Consider the following 16081-nt stretch of genomic DNA (forward strand, 5'->3'; position numbering starts at 1 on the left):
CTGTTGAGTTCTCAAGAATCACACGCGCACCGCTTGGCCGGTATCTCTCCGGCCCCTCGGGGCTTGCGAGGTGAAACATTACCGGATGATTTCCCAGATGCAAACTCGGGGTGTTTCGTCCGATTCACCGCATACTTCGTAAACCTCATTATCAGCTGGTTTCGCACGCAGCGATTCCAACCTCTTCCGAGGCCTGCTCAGTTTGTGGTGGTCACCCGCGCCGGAAGCCCGACCTCTCGGTCTTGCTCCCCGTCGCGTTCCGGGCAACGAGGAAGAACATTACGCCGGGACCCGAGGGCCGTCAAACGCTGGCGGCGTGACCTGGCGCACAGGCCGTTGACACCCCGTCCGCGGGCGGGGAGGGCCGCCGTACCGGTCCCCGGGAACGGCCGTGGGCCCGCACGAGGCGGGCCCACGGGGGGTGTCGATCAGAGGTCGGTCGGGTCAGACGAGCTGGACGCCGGCGAGGTTCTTCTTGCCGCGGCGCAGCACGAGCCACCCGCCGTCGAGCGCGTCGTCCGGCCCGGGCACCAGGTCGGGGTCGGTCACGCGCTCGTTGTTGAGGTAGGCGCCGCCCTCGGAGATGGTGCGGCGCGCCTCGCCCTTGCTCTTCGCCAACCCGGCCTCGACGAGCAGGTCGACGACCCCCAGGCGTCCGTCCCCCGCGGGCGAGGTCACGGACCCGGCCTCGACCAGGGCGGCGCCGAGCGTAGTCCCCGGGAGGGCGTGCAGGTCGCCCCCGCCGAAGAGGGCCGCCGACGCGGCCTCGATGCGGTCGGTCTCCTCGGAGCCGTGCACCAGCGACGTCACCTCGCGGGCGAGGGCCTTCTGCCCGAGCCGTAGGAACGGCTTCTCGGCGCTGCGGGCCTCGAGGTCGGTGATCTCGTCGTGGCTCAGGAAGGTGAACACCCGCAGGAGCTCACCGATCTTGGCGTCCTCGACGTTGAGCCAGAACTGGTAGAAGGCGTAGGGCGACAGCATCTCGGGGTCGAGCCACAGCGCTCCCCCCTCGGTCTTGCCGTACTTGGTGCCGTCGGACTTCGTCAGCAACGGGGTGCTGAACGCGTGCGCGTGCCCCTGCTCGACGCGGCGGATGAGCTCGGCGCCGGCCGTCAGGTTCCCCCACTGGTCGGAGCCGCCGAACTGCAGCGTCACCCCGTGGTCGCGGTGGAGGTTGAGGAAGTCCATCGACTGGAGCAGCACGTAGCTGAACTCCGTGTAGCTGATGCCCGAGTCGAGGCGCCGGCGGACCGTGTCGCGCGCCAGCATGCGGTTGACCGGGAAGTGCTTGCCGATGTCGCGCAGGAAGTCGATGGTCGACAACGACGCGGTCCAGTCGTAGTTGTTCACCATCGTCGCGGCGTTCGGGCCCTCGAACGACAGGAACGGCTCGAGCTGCCCGCGGACCTTCTCCACCCACTCCTTCACCGTGTCGAGCGCGTTGAGCGTGCGCTCCCCCGAGTCGCGGGGATCACCGATGAGGCCGGTCGCCCCACCCACGAGCAGGTACGGCGTGTGCCCCGCCTCCTGCAGCCGGCGCGCGGTCAGCACCTGCACGAGGTGACCCATGTGGAGGCTGGGCGCCGTCGGGTCGAAGCCCACGTAGTAGCGGACGCTGCCCGAGCCCAGGTGGGAGTGGAGGGCGTCGCGATCGGTGGAGTTCGCGATGAGACCGCGCCACTCCAGATCGTCGAGGACGTTCGCTTGCGTGGACACCAGACAGCCTTTCTCGCAGGTACGCCGGCGCACCTCGCCGGCGGTGGGCACCTCCGGCCCGGGGGCCAGTGTGCCGCATCGGGTGGCGCCGTACCGGTCGCGGACCGTTGCTCAGGCCAGGCCGAGCCGACGCGCCACCTCGGGGCCGCCGACACGCGCGACCACCCGGGGGTCACCCACCACCACGAGCTGGTCGGTGGCGCGGGACATCCCGACGTACAGCCGCTCGCGGGCCCGGTCGCGCTCGCCGTCCTCGTTGAGGCACAGGACGACGGCGCGGCGCTCCAGCCCCTTGCACCCCAGGACGTGGCCGTAGAAGACGTCCTCGCCGTCGAAGTAGGAGGCCCAGTACCCCTCGTGGCCCCGCGCCTGCGTCGTCTGGATCTGCACGGGGTGCCGGTGGCCGGTCGTCAGCAGGCAGACGTTCCCCGCTGCCCACCCGGCGTCGAGGAGGGCGTCGACCTCGTCGTCGGCGGCGTCGAGGGCCTCGTCCGGCGTGCACGGCACGAAGCGCACCGCGGGCCCCTCCCCGCCGCGCGGACGCATGCGCGTCGGCGCCAGCGGGCCGAACGACTCGTGGATCTGCCGGGTGTTGCGCAGGTTGTGGTCGAGCACGAGGGGCACCAGTGCGACGGGCGGTCGGCCGAAGCGGGCGAAGATCCGCTGGTGCTCGTCCGAGAAGACGTAGAGGCCGCCCGTCTCGTCGTCGCGGAGGGCTCGGAGCAGCGGGGTCCACCAGTCGTCGGCGAAGTCCTGGGCCTCGTCGACGACCACGGCATCGAACTTCTTCCGCTCCGCCAGCTCCCCGGCGAGCGCGCTCATGTGCCGAGGCAGGCCGTGCTCCCAGAAGGCGCTGTCCTCCCGGTCCCCGTCGGGAGCACCCCACTGCCGCCCCAGCTCGTGGAAGGTGCCGACGAACGCCGGCCGGTCCTTGCGGTGCCACCGGGCGACCTCCCGCTTGAGGTGCTCCGCCAGACCGATCGAGTAGCAGAGCAGGGCGACGCGCTGCGCCGTCCGTCCCGCGCGTCCGCGGGAGAGCTCCTTCGCCTGCTGCAAGGCCAGCACCGTCTTGCCGCTCCCGGCGCCCCCACGCACCTCCACCCTGTGCAGCAGCCGGGTCACCCCCAGGATCGTCGCCTGCTCCTGCGTCAGGCGGTCGGCCGTGGCCGCGCGTTCTTCGGCCTCGGCGTTGACGTCGTAGGACGTCGGCAGCCGCCCGGACAGGATCTCGGCGATGTCCTCAGCGTCCTCGACCGAGGGCGGCGTCGCGTTGTGCCGCAGGCCCCACGCGTTGTCGCGCACCCGCTGGGCGAGTGTCGCCAGGTCGTCGCGGTCGTGCAGCGCCCACCGAGGAAGGTCCGGGTGGTCGGAGTCGTCGAAGGCAGAGAACGGGGTCACGACGCCGTGCGCCCACGCGACGTGCGGACGGGACCCCCACCGGGGGTCGCGTGCGACGTACGCCTTCAACGCGTGCTTCGCGTCCCTGGCCTGGTCGACGGGACGGATCCGCACGTCCGCGCCCCCACGCTTGATCCACCAGCCGTCGTCGTACCACACGGAGCTGCCCTTGACCTCGAGCACCAGGCAGCCGACGTCGGGCATCAGCACGAGCAGGTCGACCTCGTGGTCCTTGGCCTGGTCGGTCAGCCGGAGGTTCGCGAGGAGCACGTCCTGCTCCCCGAGCCCGTCCTTCAGCGCCTCCCAGACGAGGCGTTCCGACTCGGTGGAGAACTGGGGGTCCTCGGGGATCAGCGTGACCACGGGCGCAGCCTTCCACGCCGGCTGCCGGTACGTCGGCGGATCGGTGGTCGTGACCGGTCGCGTGCCGGTCGATGCGGGCGGTGGCCTAGACCGCGTCCGCCGAAGTGTCGGCGGGCTCCTGCACGGTTCAGGCCGTCCGAAGCAGATCAATCCTTCAATCGGGGGGTCGAAAGTAGTGCAGGAGCAGGATGCGCCCGTGGGCGCGACGCAGTGGCCGCCGCCGCAGGGCGGGTACGGGCCGGTGCACCCGGGCGGGTACGACGGCGGGCGGCCGCCGGCCCCGCAGTCGTCGGGGATGGCCGTGGCTGCCCTCGTCCTCGGCATCGTCGCAGTGGCGCTGTGCTGGGTGCCGATCATCAACAACGTCGCGGCCGTCATCGCCGTCGTCGCCATCGTGCTGGGCCTCGTCGCTGCTCGCCGCGCGAAGAAGGGCCGCTCCGGCGGCCTGAGCCGGGCGCGCGCCGGCTGGATCCTGGGCCTGGTCGCCTTCATCGGTGTCCTGGCCACCCAGGCGTTCTACTCCGCCGTCCTGGATGAGGTCGGGGACGAGATCGAGCAGTCGGTCGAGGAGGCGGAGGACGAGCTCGACGGGGACTCCGCCGTCTCCGAGGACGACGCCGATCAGCTCTCGTCGGCCGAGGAGGGTGACGACGTCCTCACGCTCGGGCAGACGGCCCGGGTGGGCGAGTACGACGTGACCGTGACGGCTGTCGATGGCGCCGCCGACGACGCGGTGGCGGGGGCCAACCAGTTCAACCAGCCGCCCGCCGGGCGGTACGTCCTGGCCTCGCTCGACGTCACCTACCTCGGTGACGAGGAGGGCGACCCCTGGCTCGACCTGTCGACGGTGCTGGTCGGCTCGGACGCCCGGAACTACGACGAGTCGACCTGCGCGGCGGTCACGCCGCGCGCGGCCATGGACGTGCCGACGCTGACGACCGGCGGGCAGGGGGCCTTCGACGTGTGCTTCGACGTCCCCGAGGCGGCGCTCGCGGAGCCGCGGCTGTACGTCGAGAAGACGTTCTCGTTCGAGGGCCGTCGGGCCTACTGGTCGTTCGACTGAGCGGGTCGTCGGACGGGGCCGGCGCTCGGGCGTCCGGCCCCGCTGTGACCGGGGCCTCACGCCGTACCAATAGTTGTCAATGACAAGCATGTGTATGGTGCACGGGTCGTCCAGTTCGAGGAGAGCCCCGTGTCCACACCCACCCGCCCGGCCGGCGCCAGCCCCATGGCTGCCGTCGTCGTGCTCTGCGTCGGCGGCCTGGCCGCCGCCCTGACGCAGACCCTGGTCATCCCCATCCAGTCCGAGCTGCCCGAGCTGCTGGGCACGAGCGCGTCGAACGCCGCGTGGGTCGTCACGGTCACGCTGCTCGCCGGCGGCGTGGCGATGCCGGTCGCCGGGCGCATCGCCGACCTCGTCGGCAAGCAGCGGGTGCTCGTGGCCTCCGCGGCGATCCTGGTCGTCGGCTCGCTCGTCTGCGCGATGGCCGACAGCCTGGTGCCGATGCTCGTGGGCCGCGCCCTGCAGGGCCTGGCGATGGGCTTCATCCCGGTCGGCATCTCGCTGATGCGCGAGGTCACGCCGCCCCACCTGGCCGCGACGGCGACGGCCGCGATGAGCGCCACGCTCGGTGTCGGCGGCGCCATCGGCCTGCCCCTGTCGGCGTGGATCGTGCAGGTCGGCGACTGGCACGCCCTCTTCTGGGTGGCCACGGGGCTCGCGGCGGTCATCCTCGTGCTGACCTGGGTGGCGATCCCCCACGTGCACGACGCCCAGCCCGGGCGCCTCGACGTCGTCGGCGCCGTGGGCCTCGCGGTCGGGCTCGTCTCGTTCCTGGTGGGCATCTCCAAGGCGACCACCTGGGGCTGGGGCGACGCCCGCACCATCGGCGCGATCGTGGCCGGCATCGTCGTGCTCCTCGCGTGGGGTGCCTACGAGCTGCGCCAGGACGACCCGCTGGTGGACCTGCGCACCTCCTCGCGCATGCCGGTGCTGATGACCAACATCGCCGCGGTGGCGATCGGCTTCGGCATGATGGCGCAGTCGATCGTCGTCCCCCAGCTGCTGCAGCTGCCGGAGATGACGGGCTACGGCCTCGGGCAGAGCATCCTCGCGGCCGGTCTGTGGATGGCCCCCGCCGGCCTGATGATGATGGTGTTCGCGCCCATCTCGAGCCGCCTCATCACGACCGTGGGCGCCAAGCAGACCCTCATGGCCGGCGCGTTCGTGCTGGGCGTGGGCTACCTCGTCGCGCTGTTCATGATGGACGCGCCGTGGCAGCTGCTCGTCGCCTCCTGCGTCTCCTCGGCGGGCGTGGGCATCGGCTACGCGGCCATGCCGACGCTCATCCTCGACGCGGCGCCCGCCCGCGAGGCGGCCTCCGCGGTCGGGCTCAACGCGCTCATGCGCTCCATGGGCACGACGATCGCGGCCGCCGTCATGGGCACGATCCTGACCAGCCGCACCCACTCCCTGGGCGGTGGCGTCGAGATCCCCGCCCAGAGCGCGTTCCAGCTCTGCTTCGCCGCCGGCGCGATCGCGGCGTTCCTGGGCATCGCGATCGCGGCGTTCATCCCGCGCCGCGCCCAGCCCGCCGGCACGGCGCCCGCCGCCGACCGCGAGGCCGCCGAGGTCGCCTGAGCCACCTCGTCATCACCGCGACCCCGACGGGCGCGGCACCGGTACGCCGGGCCGCGCCCGTCGTCGTACCCCGGGGGAGGGTCAGCGCTCGGGGGCGTCATGGCCGTGCGCGCGGTCGAGGGCGTCGTTGAAGGCCCGCAGCTCCTCGGCGAGCGCCCGGGCGCGGTCGGCGCCGAGCTGGGCGACCGCCTCGCCCCACACGGCGGCGCGCAGCGCGATGTCGTTGCGGTAGGCCGCGAGGCCCGCCGCCGTCGGGCGCACGGTGCGCACCCGCAGGTCGTCGTCGGCGGTGCGCTCGACGAGCCCGCGGGTGACCGCGGCGCTGACCTGGCGACTGATGGTGGAGCGCTCGAGCTGCAGCTCCTCGCCCAGGTCGGCGAGGGTCTTCGGCCCGTCCAGGACGAGCCGCCACAGGATCCGGAAGGCCGACTGGTCGAGCACCGACCCCTCGTACGACGTCGTGCGGCGCGCCGCGAGGCGCATCACCTCGGGGCCGAGCGCCTCGAGCACGGCCTCCTGGGCGTCCTCGCTCACGGCGCCGTCCCCCGGAGCGTCCGCGTGGCCAGGTCGACGAGACCCCGCGCGTCCCCGCCGGCCGACCGACCGGGCCAGCCGTGGAGGAGGTCGGCCCACTCCCCCGGTACGGCGGCCGCCCCCCACCGCGCGCCGAGCAGGGCGCCGGCGATCGCCGCGACGGTGTCGGTGTCGTTGCCGATCCGGATGGCCGTGGCGAGGGCGTCCTGCAGGTGCGCGGCCGGGGTGTCGGCCGGCACGGGGGTGTGGACGATCGCGGACCACGCGGCCTGCAGCGCTCCCCCGGCCCAGGTGTTCTCGGTGAAGGTCGACGGCGGTCGGGCCTCCGCCTCGTCGAGCATCGCCGTCCAGCGGTCGCGGGCCGCGGGCGGGAGGTAGGCGAGCTCGTCGCGCACCCCGTCGTACGTGCCGGTGAGGACGGCGTGCCGCACGAGCAGGCACCAGGTGGCAGCCGCCTCGCCCGCGAGCGGGTCGTGGTGGGTGAGGGCACTGACGGCGTGCGCCGCCTCGACGAGCGCGGCGGGGTCGTCGAGGTGGGCGAGCGCGACGGGGGCCGTGCGCATGAGGGAGCCGTTGCCGGCCGACCGGCCGGTGCGGGCGTGGACCTGGGCGGCGGAGGCGCGCATCGCCGCCGCCGTGGTCGTCGCACCGGCGCCGGCGAGGACGGCGCTCGTCTGGATGCCGACGTCGGCGGGGCCGGCCGCGAACCAGTCGGCGAAGCGCTGGGCCACCGCGTCGAGCGCGGGCTCGGAGCGCAGGTCGACCGCGGTCGCCGTGACCTCGGCGATGGCGAGGGCCTGCGCCGTGTCGTCGGTCCACTCCCCCGGGGCGAAGCCGCCGAGCCCACCGCCGATCATCCGCGGGGCGGTGCCCGCCGGCGGCAGCGGCGCCGAGCCGAACTCGTAGCCGGCGCCCAGCGCGTCGCCCGCAGCGCTCGCGAGCAGCACGCCGACCCCTCGGTCGACCTGGTCGCCGGTCCACGTCGCGGTCATGCCGTCCCCCGTCTCGCCGAGTGCATCCCGGACCACGCTACCCGACTTATTGTCTGTATCACAATATCAGTCAGCGGCCCCACGCCCGGGCCCAGACGGGGCCGTCGCGCCGGTCGCCGGCGTCGCGCAGGCTGAGCGACTCGATGCGGGTGTTGAGGTCGCGGACCTCGTCCAGCACCTCGTGGGCGCCCCACACCCGGTCGGCGCGCCGCGGCGTGAGGGGCGCGACCACGTCGGCGGCGTGGAGCCGGCGGAGCACGTCGTCGACCGCGGCGTCGTCGAGATCGAGGCGGGCCGCGAGGACGCCCGGCGTCACGATCGGCTCGGCCATGAGCACGCGCAGGGACCGGGCGAGCGGCGTACCCGGCTCGGGGTGGTCGAGCCGCTCCCGCCAGTCGTCGTGCACGACCTGGAGGCTGGTCACCGTGCGGCGGGCCTCGTGCGTGGCCCACATCGTGGCCGAGGCCAGCAGGCCGATGATCGTCGCGGCCCGGCCGCGGCGGTAGTCGCCGAGCGCCTCGAAGTAGCGCTCGCGGTGGGCCGTCAGCCCCGAGGCGATCGGCACCGTGAGGTGGCGGGTGACGCCGCGGCGGCGCAGGACGGCGTGGATGAGGGTGCGGCCGATGCGGCCGTTGCCGTCGACGAAGGGGTGCACGGACTCGAACTGGGCGTGCACGATCGCGGCCTGCGCGAGCGGGAGCACGTCGTCGCGGTTCGCGAACGCGAAGAGGTCGGCGAGGTAGTCGTCGATCGTCTCCGGCGGGGGCGGCACGAAGAGGGCGTTGCGCGGGGAGTAGTCGCTGCCGCCGATCCAGTTCTGCCGGTCGCGCACCGTGCCGGCGTTGCGGGCGTGGTCGGGGTGGCGACGGAACAGGTCGTGGTGGGCCCGGCGCAGCCCCTCGGCGGTGAGCTCGCCCGCCGTACCGGCGCGGACCACCATCCCCGACAGCGCCTCGGTCGCCGCCGCCATCGACACCGCCGAGGCGTTGGCCCGCTGACCGACGAGGGCCTTGCCGTAGTCGGACAGGCTGGCCTCGACGTCCTCGATCTTCGACGAGGCGATCGACTCGGTGCGCAGGAGCAGCTGGTTGAGCGCGCCGAGGTTGCGCCCGTGCACCTGGTCGAGGCGGACGAGCCCGTCGAGGGCCGTCGCGAGATGGGTGCGCAGGGCGCGGCTCGGCTCGTAGACCTCGTCGGCGATGCGCGGCGGGAGCCGGACGTCGATCGAGCGGACGTCGCGGTCGGCGCGCGGACCGCGGCCCGACTGGGAGCGCCAGGGCCGGCGCTCGGTCCCGTGCGCCGGCCAGTCGGTGGCGTCGGCGACGGGGTCGGGCGCGAGGTGCGGCTCCACGGGGCGAGTCTGGCACGGCGCGGCGCGCCGACCAGGGTGGTCGAACGACAGGACACGGTGAGTGATCCGTGTCACAGTCAGCCCACCACCCACCCAGGAGGAGCCGTGGACACCTCGTTGCTGACCGTGGGCCTGCCGCTCGCGCTCGCCGTCATCATGTTCGGACTCGGCCTGTCGCTGACGGTCGACGACTTCCGCCGCATCGGCCGGCAGCCCAAGCCGGTCGTCGTGGCGCTCGCCGCGCAGCTGGTGCTGCTGCCGCTGCTCTGCTTCGGGCTGGTGGTGGCGCTCGACCTCGACCCGCTGCTGGCGGTGGGGATGATGCTGCTCGCCGCGTCACCGGGCGGCACGACCGCGAACCTGTTCAGCCACCTGTTCCGCGGCGACGTCGCGCTCAACGTGACCCTGACGGCGGTCAACTCGGTCATCGCCGTCGCCAGCCTCCCCCTGGTGGTCAACCTCGCGATCGGCTACTTCGACCCGTCGGGGGCGGGCGACATCGGCCTGCAGTTCGGCAAGTCGCTGCAGGTGTTCGCCATCGTGCTCGTGCCCGTGGCGATCGGCATGGCGGTGCGCCGCTCCGCCCCCGGCTTCGCCGCCAAGGCCGACAAGCCGGTGCGCATCGCGTCGGCGGTGGTGCTCGCCCTGGTCGTGGTCGGCGCCCTGCTCGCGGAGCGCGAGGACATCGGCGACTACCTCGCCGACGTCGGGCTCGTGACCACCCTGTTCTGCGTGGGCAGCCTGCTGCTGGGGTACGTCGTGCCCCGCGCCGCGGGCGTCGGCGCCCGGCAGGCGATGTCGTCGGCGTTCGAGGTCGGCATCCACAACAGCACGCTGGCGATTACCGTCGCGGTGAGCGTGCTCGACAGCGAGAAGCTGGCCGTGCCGGCCGCGGTCTACGGCGTCATCATGTTCCCGCTCGGCTTCGCCGCCGGCCTGGCCCTGCGCCACCTGGTGGTCGAGGAGCCCGAGCAGCAGGAGGCCCCCGCCGCCCCGCTCCCCTGAGGGAGCGGTACGACGGGGGCTGCCGGCAGGTCAGTCGTCCTTCAGGTCCGCCACGAGCACGGTGGCGGCGGAGACGAGGCGCGTGGGCGTGAACCGGCCGCTCATCAGGTGTCCAGCCGGGCGGTGCGGTTGTCGGCGGGGAACTTGCCGGGGTCACCGGTGACGGCGGCGCGGACGCCACCGATCAGCCGCTTCACCCGGGACTGCGACGCCTCCCAGTACTCCGCCGTCTCCACGTGCACCTTGATGAGCGCGAGGTTCGGGGTGTCGAGGCCCTCGGGGAACCAGACCTCGAGCGGCGCGGCCCACAGCTCCTCCGCCTTGGCCCGGTCGTGGACGAGCTCGGCGGCGCCGGAGATCGACGTCCAGGCGTTGTGCTTGTCGTCGGAGAAGGAGACGTTGACCTGCGGGTGCGTGCGCACCTCGGCCGCCTTCGGCGAGTCGTCGTAGGTGAAGAACCAAAGGTCGCCGTCGAACTCGACGTCCTGCAGCGCCATCGGCCGGCTGACGTGCCGGCCCTCCGACGTCATCGTGGTCAGCATCGCGATGCGCGCCTGGTCGACGAGCTCCGCGACCTTGGCGACGTCGTCGTGGGCGTCGTGGTCGTGGTGCGTCATGCAGTTCATCCCCTTCGTGCAGAGGCTCCGCCGCGCGGGGCCGGGTCGAGCCGGTCCTCTCCGAAGGTACGCCGGGGGCGTGGACGGCCCGGGCGCTCACCGGGCCGCCCTGCTCGGCGCCGTCCGCAGGCTCAGCCGGCGTACGCGACCGCGACGTCGAGCACCCAGGTGACGCCGAAGCGGTCGGTTGCCATGCCGTAGAGCGGCGCCCAGCCCGCCGGCGCGAGGGGCACGACGACGCTCGTGCCGCTCCCGTCGGCGGTCAGCGCCTCCCAGTAGCGGGTGATCTCGTCGGCGTCCGCGCCGCGCACGGACACGAAGAACGGCGCGATCCCCGGCTCGTGCGGGCGGTCGGCGGGCACGTCGTACGCCATGACGTGAAAGCCGTCGCCGGAGACCACCTGGCCCCACATGACCTCGTCGGCGCCTGCGGGGTCGGTGGCCTGGCCGGCGTCGCCGTAGGTGACGACGGTCTGCTCCCCGCCGAAGACCGAGCGGTAGAAGGCCAGCGCCTCGCGGGCGGTGCCGCGCAGGTTGACGTGGGTGACGGTGCTGATGCTCACGGGTGCTCCTCGGAGTGGTTGCGGTCCTGGTGACCGCCTCGGGGGCCACACTGGCGGGGGTAGAGGCCAGGACGTGTCCTGTTCTTCCGGCATCCTGGTGGCGTGCCCACGACCTCGTCGCGCCTCCTCGCGCTGCTGTCCCTGCTGCAGTCGCGGCGGGACTGGCCGGGCGAGGTGCTCGCCGAGCGGCTCGAGGTCAGCGGCCGGACGGTGCGGCGCGACGTCGACCGTCTGCGGGAGCTCGGCTACCGCATCACGGCGACGAAGGGGCCCGACGGCGGCTACCGCCTCGACGCCGGCTCCGACCTGCCGCCGCTGCTCTTCGACGACGATCAGGCGGTGGCGCTGGCCGTCGCGCTGCAGGTGGTGGCCCAGGGCGGTGCCGGGCTCGGTACGGCGGTGGGCGAGGCCGCGCTGCGCGCCCTCGTCTCGGTGCGCCAGGTGCTGCCCGGGCGGCTGCGGCACCGGCTCGACGCCCTGCCGCTCGAGGCGGTCGAGGCGCCGCTCGGCGACGGGGCGCGCCGGGCCGCGGTGGACGGCGCGGTGCTGCTGGCGCTCGGCGCGGCCGTGCACGCCCGGGAGGTGCTGCGGTTCGACTACGTGTCCTCGAGCGGCGCCGGAGGCGAGCCCGACGCGGCCCCGCGGCGGGCCGAGCCGCACCACCTCGTGACGTGGCGGGGCCGGTGGTACCTCGTCGGCTGGGACCTCGAGGCCGCCGAGTGGCGGACGTTCCGGGCGGACCGCATCACCCCGCGGGTGCCGAACGGACCCCGGTTCGCGCCGCGTGACCTGCCGGGCGGGGTGGACGTCGCGACGTACGTCGTCGGGCGGTTCCGCGGTTCCGCCCCGGAGGCGGGCGCCGGGTGGCCGTGCGTCGGCGAGGTGGTGGTGGACCTGCCCGTAGCCGAGGTGTCTCCGTTCGTCGGCGACGGCGTGGCCGAGGCGGTGGGCGAGCGGCGTACCCGGGTCACCCAGGGCGCCTGGTCGTGGCCGGCGTTGGCGGCTTCCCTGCTGCGGTACGACGCCGACCTCGAGGTGGTCGGTCCGCCCGAGCTCGTCGAGGCGTTCCGCGTGCTGGGCGAGCGGTGCGGGCGGGTGGCGGGGCAGAGCCGCGGGCGGGACGAGTGAACGGCGAAGGGCCGCCACCCCGTGGGGTGACGGCCCTTCGTGGTGCTGCTGGACTCAGCTGCAGCCGCTGGTGCTGCCGCAGCCCTCGCAGACGTAGCAGGAACCGGCGGGGCGCATCTTGGTGCCGCAGGTGAAGCACAGCGGCGAGTCGACCGCCGTACCCGTGATCTTCTCGAGCAGCTCGGCGGAGGTGTGGGCCTCCTTGGCGGCCGACTTCACGACGGGCGCCTCGGCGGCCTTCTCCTCCTCCGCGGCGGGCTTGATCTCGATGGCCGGGGCCTCGAGCAGCTCGGACGCAGAGCCGGTCTCCTCGACCGGCTCGTAGGAGCCCGTCTCGAGGTGGCGCTGACGCTCCTCGGCCGAGTAGATGCCGAGGCCGGCACGCTCGTCGAAGGGCAGGTAGTCGAGCGCCAGGCGGCGGAAGATGTAGTCCATGATCGACTGGCTCATCCGCACGTCGGGGTCGTCGGTCAGGCCGGCGGGCTCGAAGCGCAGGTTGGTGAACTTCGAGACGTAGGTCTCGAGCGGCACGCCGTACTGCAGGCCGATGGAGACCGCGATCGAGAACGCGTCCATCACGCCGGCCAGGGTCGAGCCCTGCTTGCCGAGCTTGAGGAAGATCTCGCCGAGCTCGCCGTCCTCGTGGGCACCCGAGGTCATGTAGCCCTCGGCGCCACCGACCGTGAAGGACGTGGTGCGCGAGACGCGGGACTTCGGGAGGCGCTTGCGGGTGGGGGCGTAGACGACCTTCTCCACGACCTTCTCGACGACCTGGGCCGCAGCAGCGGCGTCGGCGGCGTCGGCCGCGTCCTTCTTCGCCTTGCCGCCACCGTCGGAGAGCGGCTGGCCGACCTTGCAGTTGTCGCGGTAGATCGCGGTGGCCTTGAGGCCGAGCTTCCACGACTGCAGGTAGACGTCCTCGATCTCCTCGACGGTCGCCGTCTCCGGCAGGTTGACCGTCTTGCTGATCGCGCCGGAGAGGAACGGCTGCGCGGCGGCCATCATGCGCACGTGGCCCATGGGCTTGAGCGAGCGGGCGCCCATGGCGGTGTCGAAGATCTCGTAGTGCTCCTGGCGCAGGCCGGGGGCGTCGATGACGTGACCGTGCTCGGCGATGTAGGCGACGATCGCCTCGACCTGCTCCGGCTGGTAGCCCAGCTTCTTCAGGGCGCGCGGGATGGTTTGGTTGACGATCTGCATGGAGCCGCCGCCGACGAGCTTCTTGAACTTCACGAGGGAGAAGTCGGGCTCGATGCCGGTGGTGTCGCAGTCCATCATGAAGCCGATGGTGCCGGTGGGTGCGAGCACGGAGGCCTGCGCGTTGCGGAAGCCGTTGACCTTGCCCAGCTCGACGACGTCGGCCCACGCCTTGGTCGCGAGGCGGTGCACCGCGGTGTCGTTGGTGTGCAGGGTGCGGACCACGTCGTTGGCGGCCTGGTGCTTGCGCATGACGCGCTGGTGCGCCTCGGCGTTGCGGGCGTAGCCGTTGTACGGGCCCACGATCGCGGCGAGCTCGGCGGAGCGCTTGTAGGACGTGCCGGTCATGAGCGACGTGATCGTCGCGGCCATGGCGCGGCCGCCGTCGGAGTCGTAGCCGAGGCCCATCGCCATGAGCAGCGCGCCGAGGTTGGCGTAGCCGATGCCCAGCTGGCGGTAGTTGCGGGTGGTCTCGCCGATGGGCTCCGTCGGGAAGTCGGCGAAGCAGATGGAGATGTCCATCGCCGTGATGATGACCTCGACGGCCTTCGCGAACAGCTCGCCGTCGAAGGTGTCGTCGTCGCGCAGGAACTTCAGCAGGTTGAGCGACGCCAGGTTGCAGGACGAGTTGTCGAGCGACATGTACTCCGAGCACGGGTTGGACGCGGTGATGCGGCCCGTCTCGGGGTTGGTGTGCCAGTCGTTGATCGTGTCGTCGTACTGCAGGCCCGGGTCGGCGCACTCCCACGCGGCCTTCGCGATCTTGCGGAACAGGTCGCGGGCGTCGACGGTCTCGATGACCTCGCCGGTCTGGCGGGCGCGGAGGCCGAACTCGGTGCCGTCCTCGACGGCGCGCATGAACTCGTCGCTGACGCGGACCGAGTTGTTGGCGTTCTGGTACTGCACCGAGGTGATGTCGTTGCCGCCGAGGTCCATGTCGAACCCGGCGTCGCGCAGCGCGCGGATCTTGTCCTCCTCGCGCGCCTTGGTCGCCACGAACTCCTCGATGTCCGGGTGGTCGACGTCGAGGACGACCATCTTGGCCGCACGACGCGTGGCGCCGCCCGACTTGATGGTGCCCGCGGACGCGTCGGCGCCGCGCATGAAGGAGACCGGGCCGCTCGCGGTGCCGCCGCTGGACAGCAGCTCCTTGCTGGAGCGGATGCGGGAGAGGTTGAGGCCGGCGCCGGAGCCGCCCTTGAAGATGAACCCCTCCTCCTTGTACCAGTTGAGGATCGAGTCCATCGAGTCGTCGACCGAGAGGATGAAGCAGGCCGAGACCTGCTGCGGCGACGGGGTGCCCACGTTGAACCACACGGGCGAGTTGAACGAGAAGTACTGGTGCACCAGCAGCCAGGTGAGCTCGTGCTCGAAGACCTCGGCGTCCGCCTCGGACGCGAAGTAGCCGTTCTCGACGCCGGCCTTGACGTACGTCTTCACGACGCGGTCAACGAGCTGCTTGAGGCTCCACTCGCGGGCGTCGGTGCCGACGGCGCCGCGGAAGTACTTCGACGTGACGATGGTCGAGGCGTTGACCGACCAGAAGTCGGGGAACTCGACGCCGCGCTGCTCGAAGACGGTCTCACCGGTCTTCCAGTTCGTCTGGACGACGTCCCGACGCTCCCAGGTGATCTCGTCGTACGGGTGCACACCACTGCTGAACACCCGGTCGATGGTGAGGCCCGTCGTGCCGTTCGCCCGACCTGCGGCGCCCGTTGCTCCGGGGCCGCTCACCGTCTCCGTCATGGAATCTCCTCGTCACTCTCGGTCGCTGCGTCGTAAGTCGTTTCAGGTCGTCATCGCGGGCCGGAGGGGCCTTCTGCACAACAAGGCCGCGACGACGGGTGTTCCGGTTGTTCGGTGCTGCTGGGGTGCTGCTGGGTGCTGCCACGGAGGAAGGAGTGGTGCGCCCGGCACGCCGCTTCCCCACGACGCGCCGGGCGGTCTGGTGGTCAGCCGGAGGCGGCTGACGTGGCCCGTTCACGATGCTCGCCGCGGGCACCGACACTCTCGGCGCCGTTCCCCTCGGCGGCGACCGCCGCGGCCTCCCGGTCAAGACGCAGCAGCGCGATCTCGGCCTCGAAGTCGGCGGCGGACTCGAACGAGCGGTAGACGCTGGCGAAGCGGAGGTAGGCCACCTCGTCCAGCTCGCGGAGCGGGCCGAGGATCGCGAGCCCGACCTGGTGGGCCGGGAACTCGGCCGAGCCGGAGGCGCGCAGGGCGTCCTCCACCTGCTGGCCGAGGCACGCGAGCGCGTCGGTGCTCACCGGGCGGCCCTTGCAGGCCTTCCGCACACCGGCGATCGCCTTCTCGCGGTTGAACGGCTCGGTCGCGCCCGAGCGCTTCACCACGGTCAGCTGCATCTGCTCGACCGTCGTGAACCGCTGCTCGCACCCGAGGCACGCGCGCCGGCGACGGATCGAGGCGCCGTCCTCGGCGACCCGCGAGTCGAGGACCTTCGTGTCGCTGTTGCGGCAGAACGGACAGTGCACGACGGACTCCTCTCGGGCGCTGGGGGTGTGGACGAAACGGGGTCTACCTGTGGATGGATCTGCACTTCGTGTGGGTATCCAGAC

At 72.5% G+C, this 16081-nt stretch carries 13 protein-coding genes; 4 read left to right on the forward strand and 9 right to left on the reverse strand.

Translation table 11 applies throughout. The features are described 5' to 3' along the window. Nucleotides 1-444: 444 nt before the first annotated feature. Nucleotides 445-1716, reverse strand: a complete 1272-nt coding sequence (tyrS, locus tag ACOACO_RS00005) for a tyrosine--tRNA ligase (protein ID WP_420294213.1) — start codon at nt 1714-1716, stop codon at nt 445-447. A gap of 111 nt (nt 1717-1827) precedes the next feature. Then, nucleotides 1828-3477: an NERD domain-containing protein gene (locus ACOACO_RS00010; protein WP_420294214.1), complete on the reverse strand. Its 1650-nt coding sequence runs from the start codon at nt 3475-3477 to the stop codon at nt 1828-1830. Nucleotides 3478-3673: 196 nt separating this feature from the next. Between ACOACO_RS00010 and ACOACO_RS00015 the strand changes: the two genes are divergently transcribed. Together ACOACO_RS00015 and ACOACO_RS00020 are read left to right on the forward strand one after the other, a co-directional pair. Continuing rightward, nucleotides 3674-4540 carry a DUF4190 domain-containing protein gene (locus ACOACO_RS00015; RefSeq protein ID WP_420294215.1) on the forward strand — a complete coding sequence of 289 codons (867 nt, stop codon included), beginning with the start codon at nt 3674-3676 and terminating at the stop codon, nt 4538-4540. Nucleotides 4541-4669: 129 nt separating this feature from the next. Further along, nucleotides 4670-6118 (forward strand): MFS transporter, encoded by a 1449-nt coding sequence (locus ACOACO_RS00020; RefSeq protein ID WP_420294216.1) that lies wholly within the window; start codon nt 4670-4672, stop codon nt 6116-6118. An 81-nt stretch (nt 6119-6199) separates the two neighbouring features. Here the strand turns inward: ACOACO_RS00020 and ACOACO_RS00025 are convergent, their stop codons facing one another. The 3 genes from ACOACO_RS00025 to ACOACO_RS00035 form a co-directional block, all read right to left on the reverse strand. After that, nucleotides 6200-6652 (reverse strand): MarR family winged helix-turn-helix transcriptional regulator, encoded by a 453-nt coding sequence (locus tag ACOACO_RS00025; protein WP_420294217.1) that lies wholly within the window; start codon nt 6650-6652, stop codon nt 6200-6202. Next, nucleotides 6649-7644, reverse strand: coding sequence for an ADP-ribosylglycohydrolase family protein (locus tag ACOACO_RS00030; RefSeq protein WP_420294218.1), 996 nt, complete (start codon nt 7642-7644; stop codon nt 6649-6651). The genes ACOACO_RS00025 and ACOACO_RS00030 overlap by 4 nt, the downstream gene beginning before the upstream one ends. Nucleotides 7645-7714: 70 nt before the next feature. Then, complete coding sequence (locus ACOACO_RS00035) at nt 7715-8995, reverse strand: Fic family protein (protein WP_420294219.1); 1281 nt, start codon at nt 8993-8995, stop codon at nt 7715-7717. Nucleotides 8996-9100: 105 nt separating this feature from the next. Here ACOACO_RS00035 and ACOACO_RS00040 point away from each other — a divergent pair, with 105 nt between their 5' ends. Further along, entirely contained in the window at nt 9101-10000 is a 900-nt protein-coding gene (locus ACOACO_RS00040; protein WP_420294220.1) for a bile acid:sodium symporter family protein, read from the forward strand. Between the two features lie 104 nt (nt 10001-10104). Here the strand turns inward: ACOACO_RS00040 and ACOACO_RS00045 are convergent, their stop codons facing one another. Both ACOACO_RS00045 and ACOACO_RS00050 read right to left on the reverse strand, forming a co-directional pair. Then, complete coding sequence (locus ACOACO_RS00045; protein WP_420294221.1) at nt 10105-10617, reverse strand: pyridoxamine 5'-phosphate oxidase family protein; 513 nt, start codon at nt 10615-10617, stop codon at nt 10105-10107. 131 nt (nt 10618-10748) lie between these two features. Beyond that, on the reverse strand, nt 10749-11180 hold the full coding sequence (locus ACOACO_RS00050) for a VOC family protein (protein WP_420294222.1): 432 nt from the start codon (nt 11178-11180) through the stop codon (nt 10749-10751). Between the two features lie 102 nt (nt 11181-11282). Between ACOACO_RS00050 and ACOACO_RS00055 the strand changes: the two genes are divergently transcribed. Further along, on the forward strand, nt 11283-12308 hold the full coding sequence (locus ACOACO_RS00055; RefSeq protein WP_420294223.1) for a helix-turn-helix transcriptional regulator: 1026 nt from the start codon (nt 11283-11285) through the stop codon (nt 12306-12308). 54 nt (nt 12309-12362) lie between these two features. Here the strand turns inward: ACOACO_RS00055 and ACOACO_RS00060 are convergent, their stop codons facing one another. Both ACOACO_RS00060 and nrdR read right to left on the reverse strand, forming a co-directional pair. After that, nucleotides 12363-15251, reverse strand: coding sequence for a vitamin B12-dependent ribonucleotide reductase (locus ACOACO_RS00060; protein WP_420294224.1), 2889 nt, complete (start codon nt 15249-15251; stop codon nt 12363-12365). A 206-nt stretch (nt 15252-15457) separates the two neighbouring features. Then, nucleotides 15458-15997, reverse strand: coding sequence for a transcriptional regulator NrdR (gene nrdR, locus ACOACO_RS00065; protein ID WP_420294225.1), 540 nt, complete (start codon nt 15995-15997; stop codon nt 15458-15460). Between the last annotated feature and the right edge of the window lie 84 nt (nt 15998-16081).

The organism is Nocardioides sp. CPCC 205120, assembly GCF_048654585.1.
In the GTDB taxonomy this organism is placed as follows: Bacteria; Actinomycetota; Actinomycetes; order Propionibacteriales; family Nocardioidaceae; genus Nocardioides.

What these genes read in the sequence shown, in the direction of transcription:
- ACOACO_RS00030 (WP_420294218.1), bottom strand. Translation starts at nt 7,644, where the DNA reads ATGACCGCGACGTGGACCGGCGACCAGGTCGACCGAGGGGTCGGCGTG.
- ACOACO_RS00060 (WP_420294224.1), bottom strand. Translation starts at nt 15,251, where the DNA reads ATGACGGAGACGGTGAGCGGCCCCGGAGCAACGGGCGCCGCAGGTCGG.
- ACOACO_RS00045 (WP_420294221.1), bottom strand. Translation starts at nt 10,617, where the DNA reads ATGACGCACCACGACCACGACGCCCACGACGACGTCGCCAAGGTCGCG.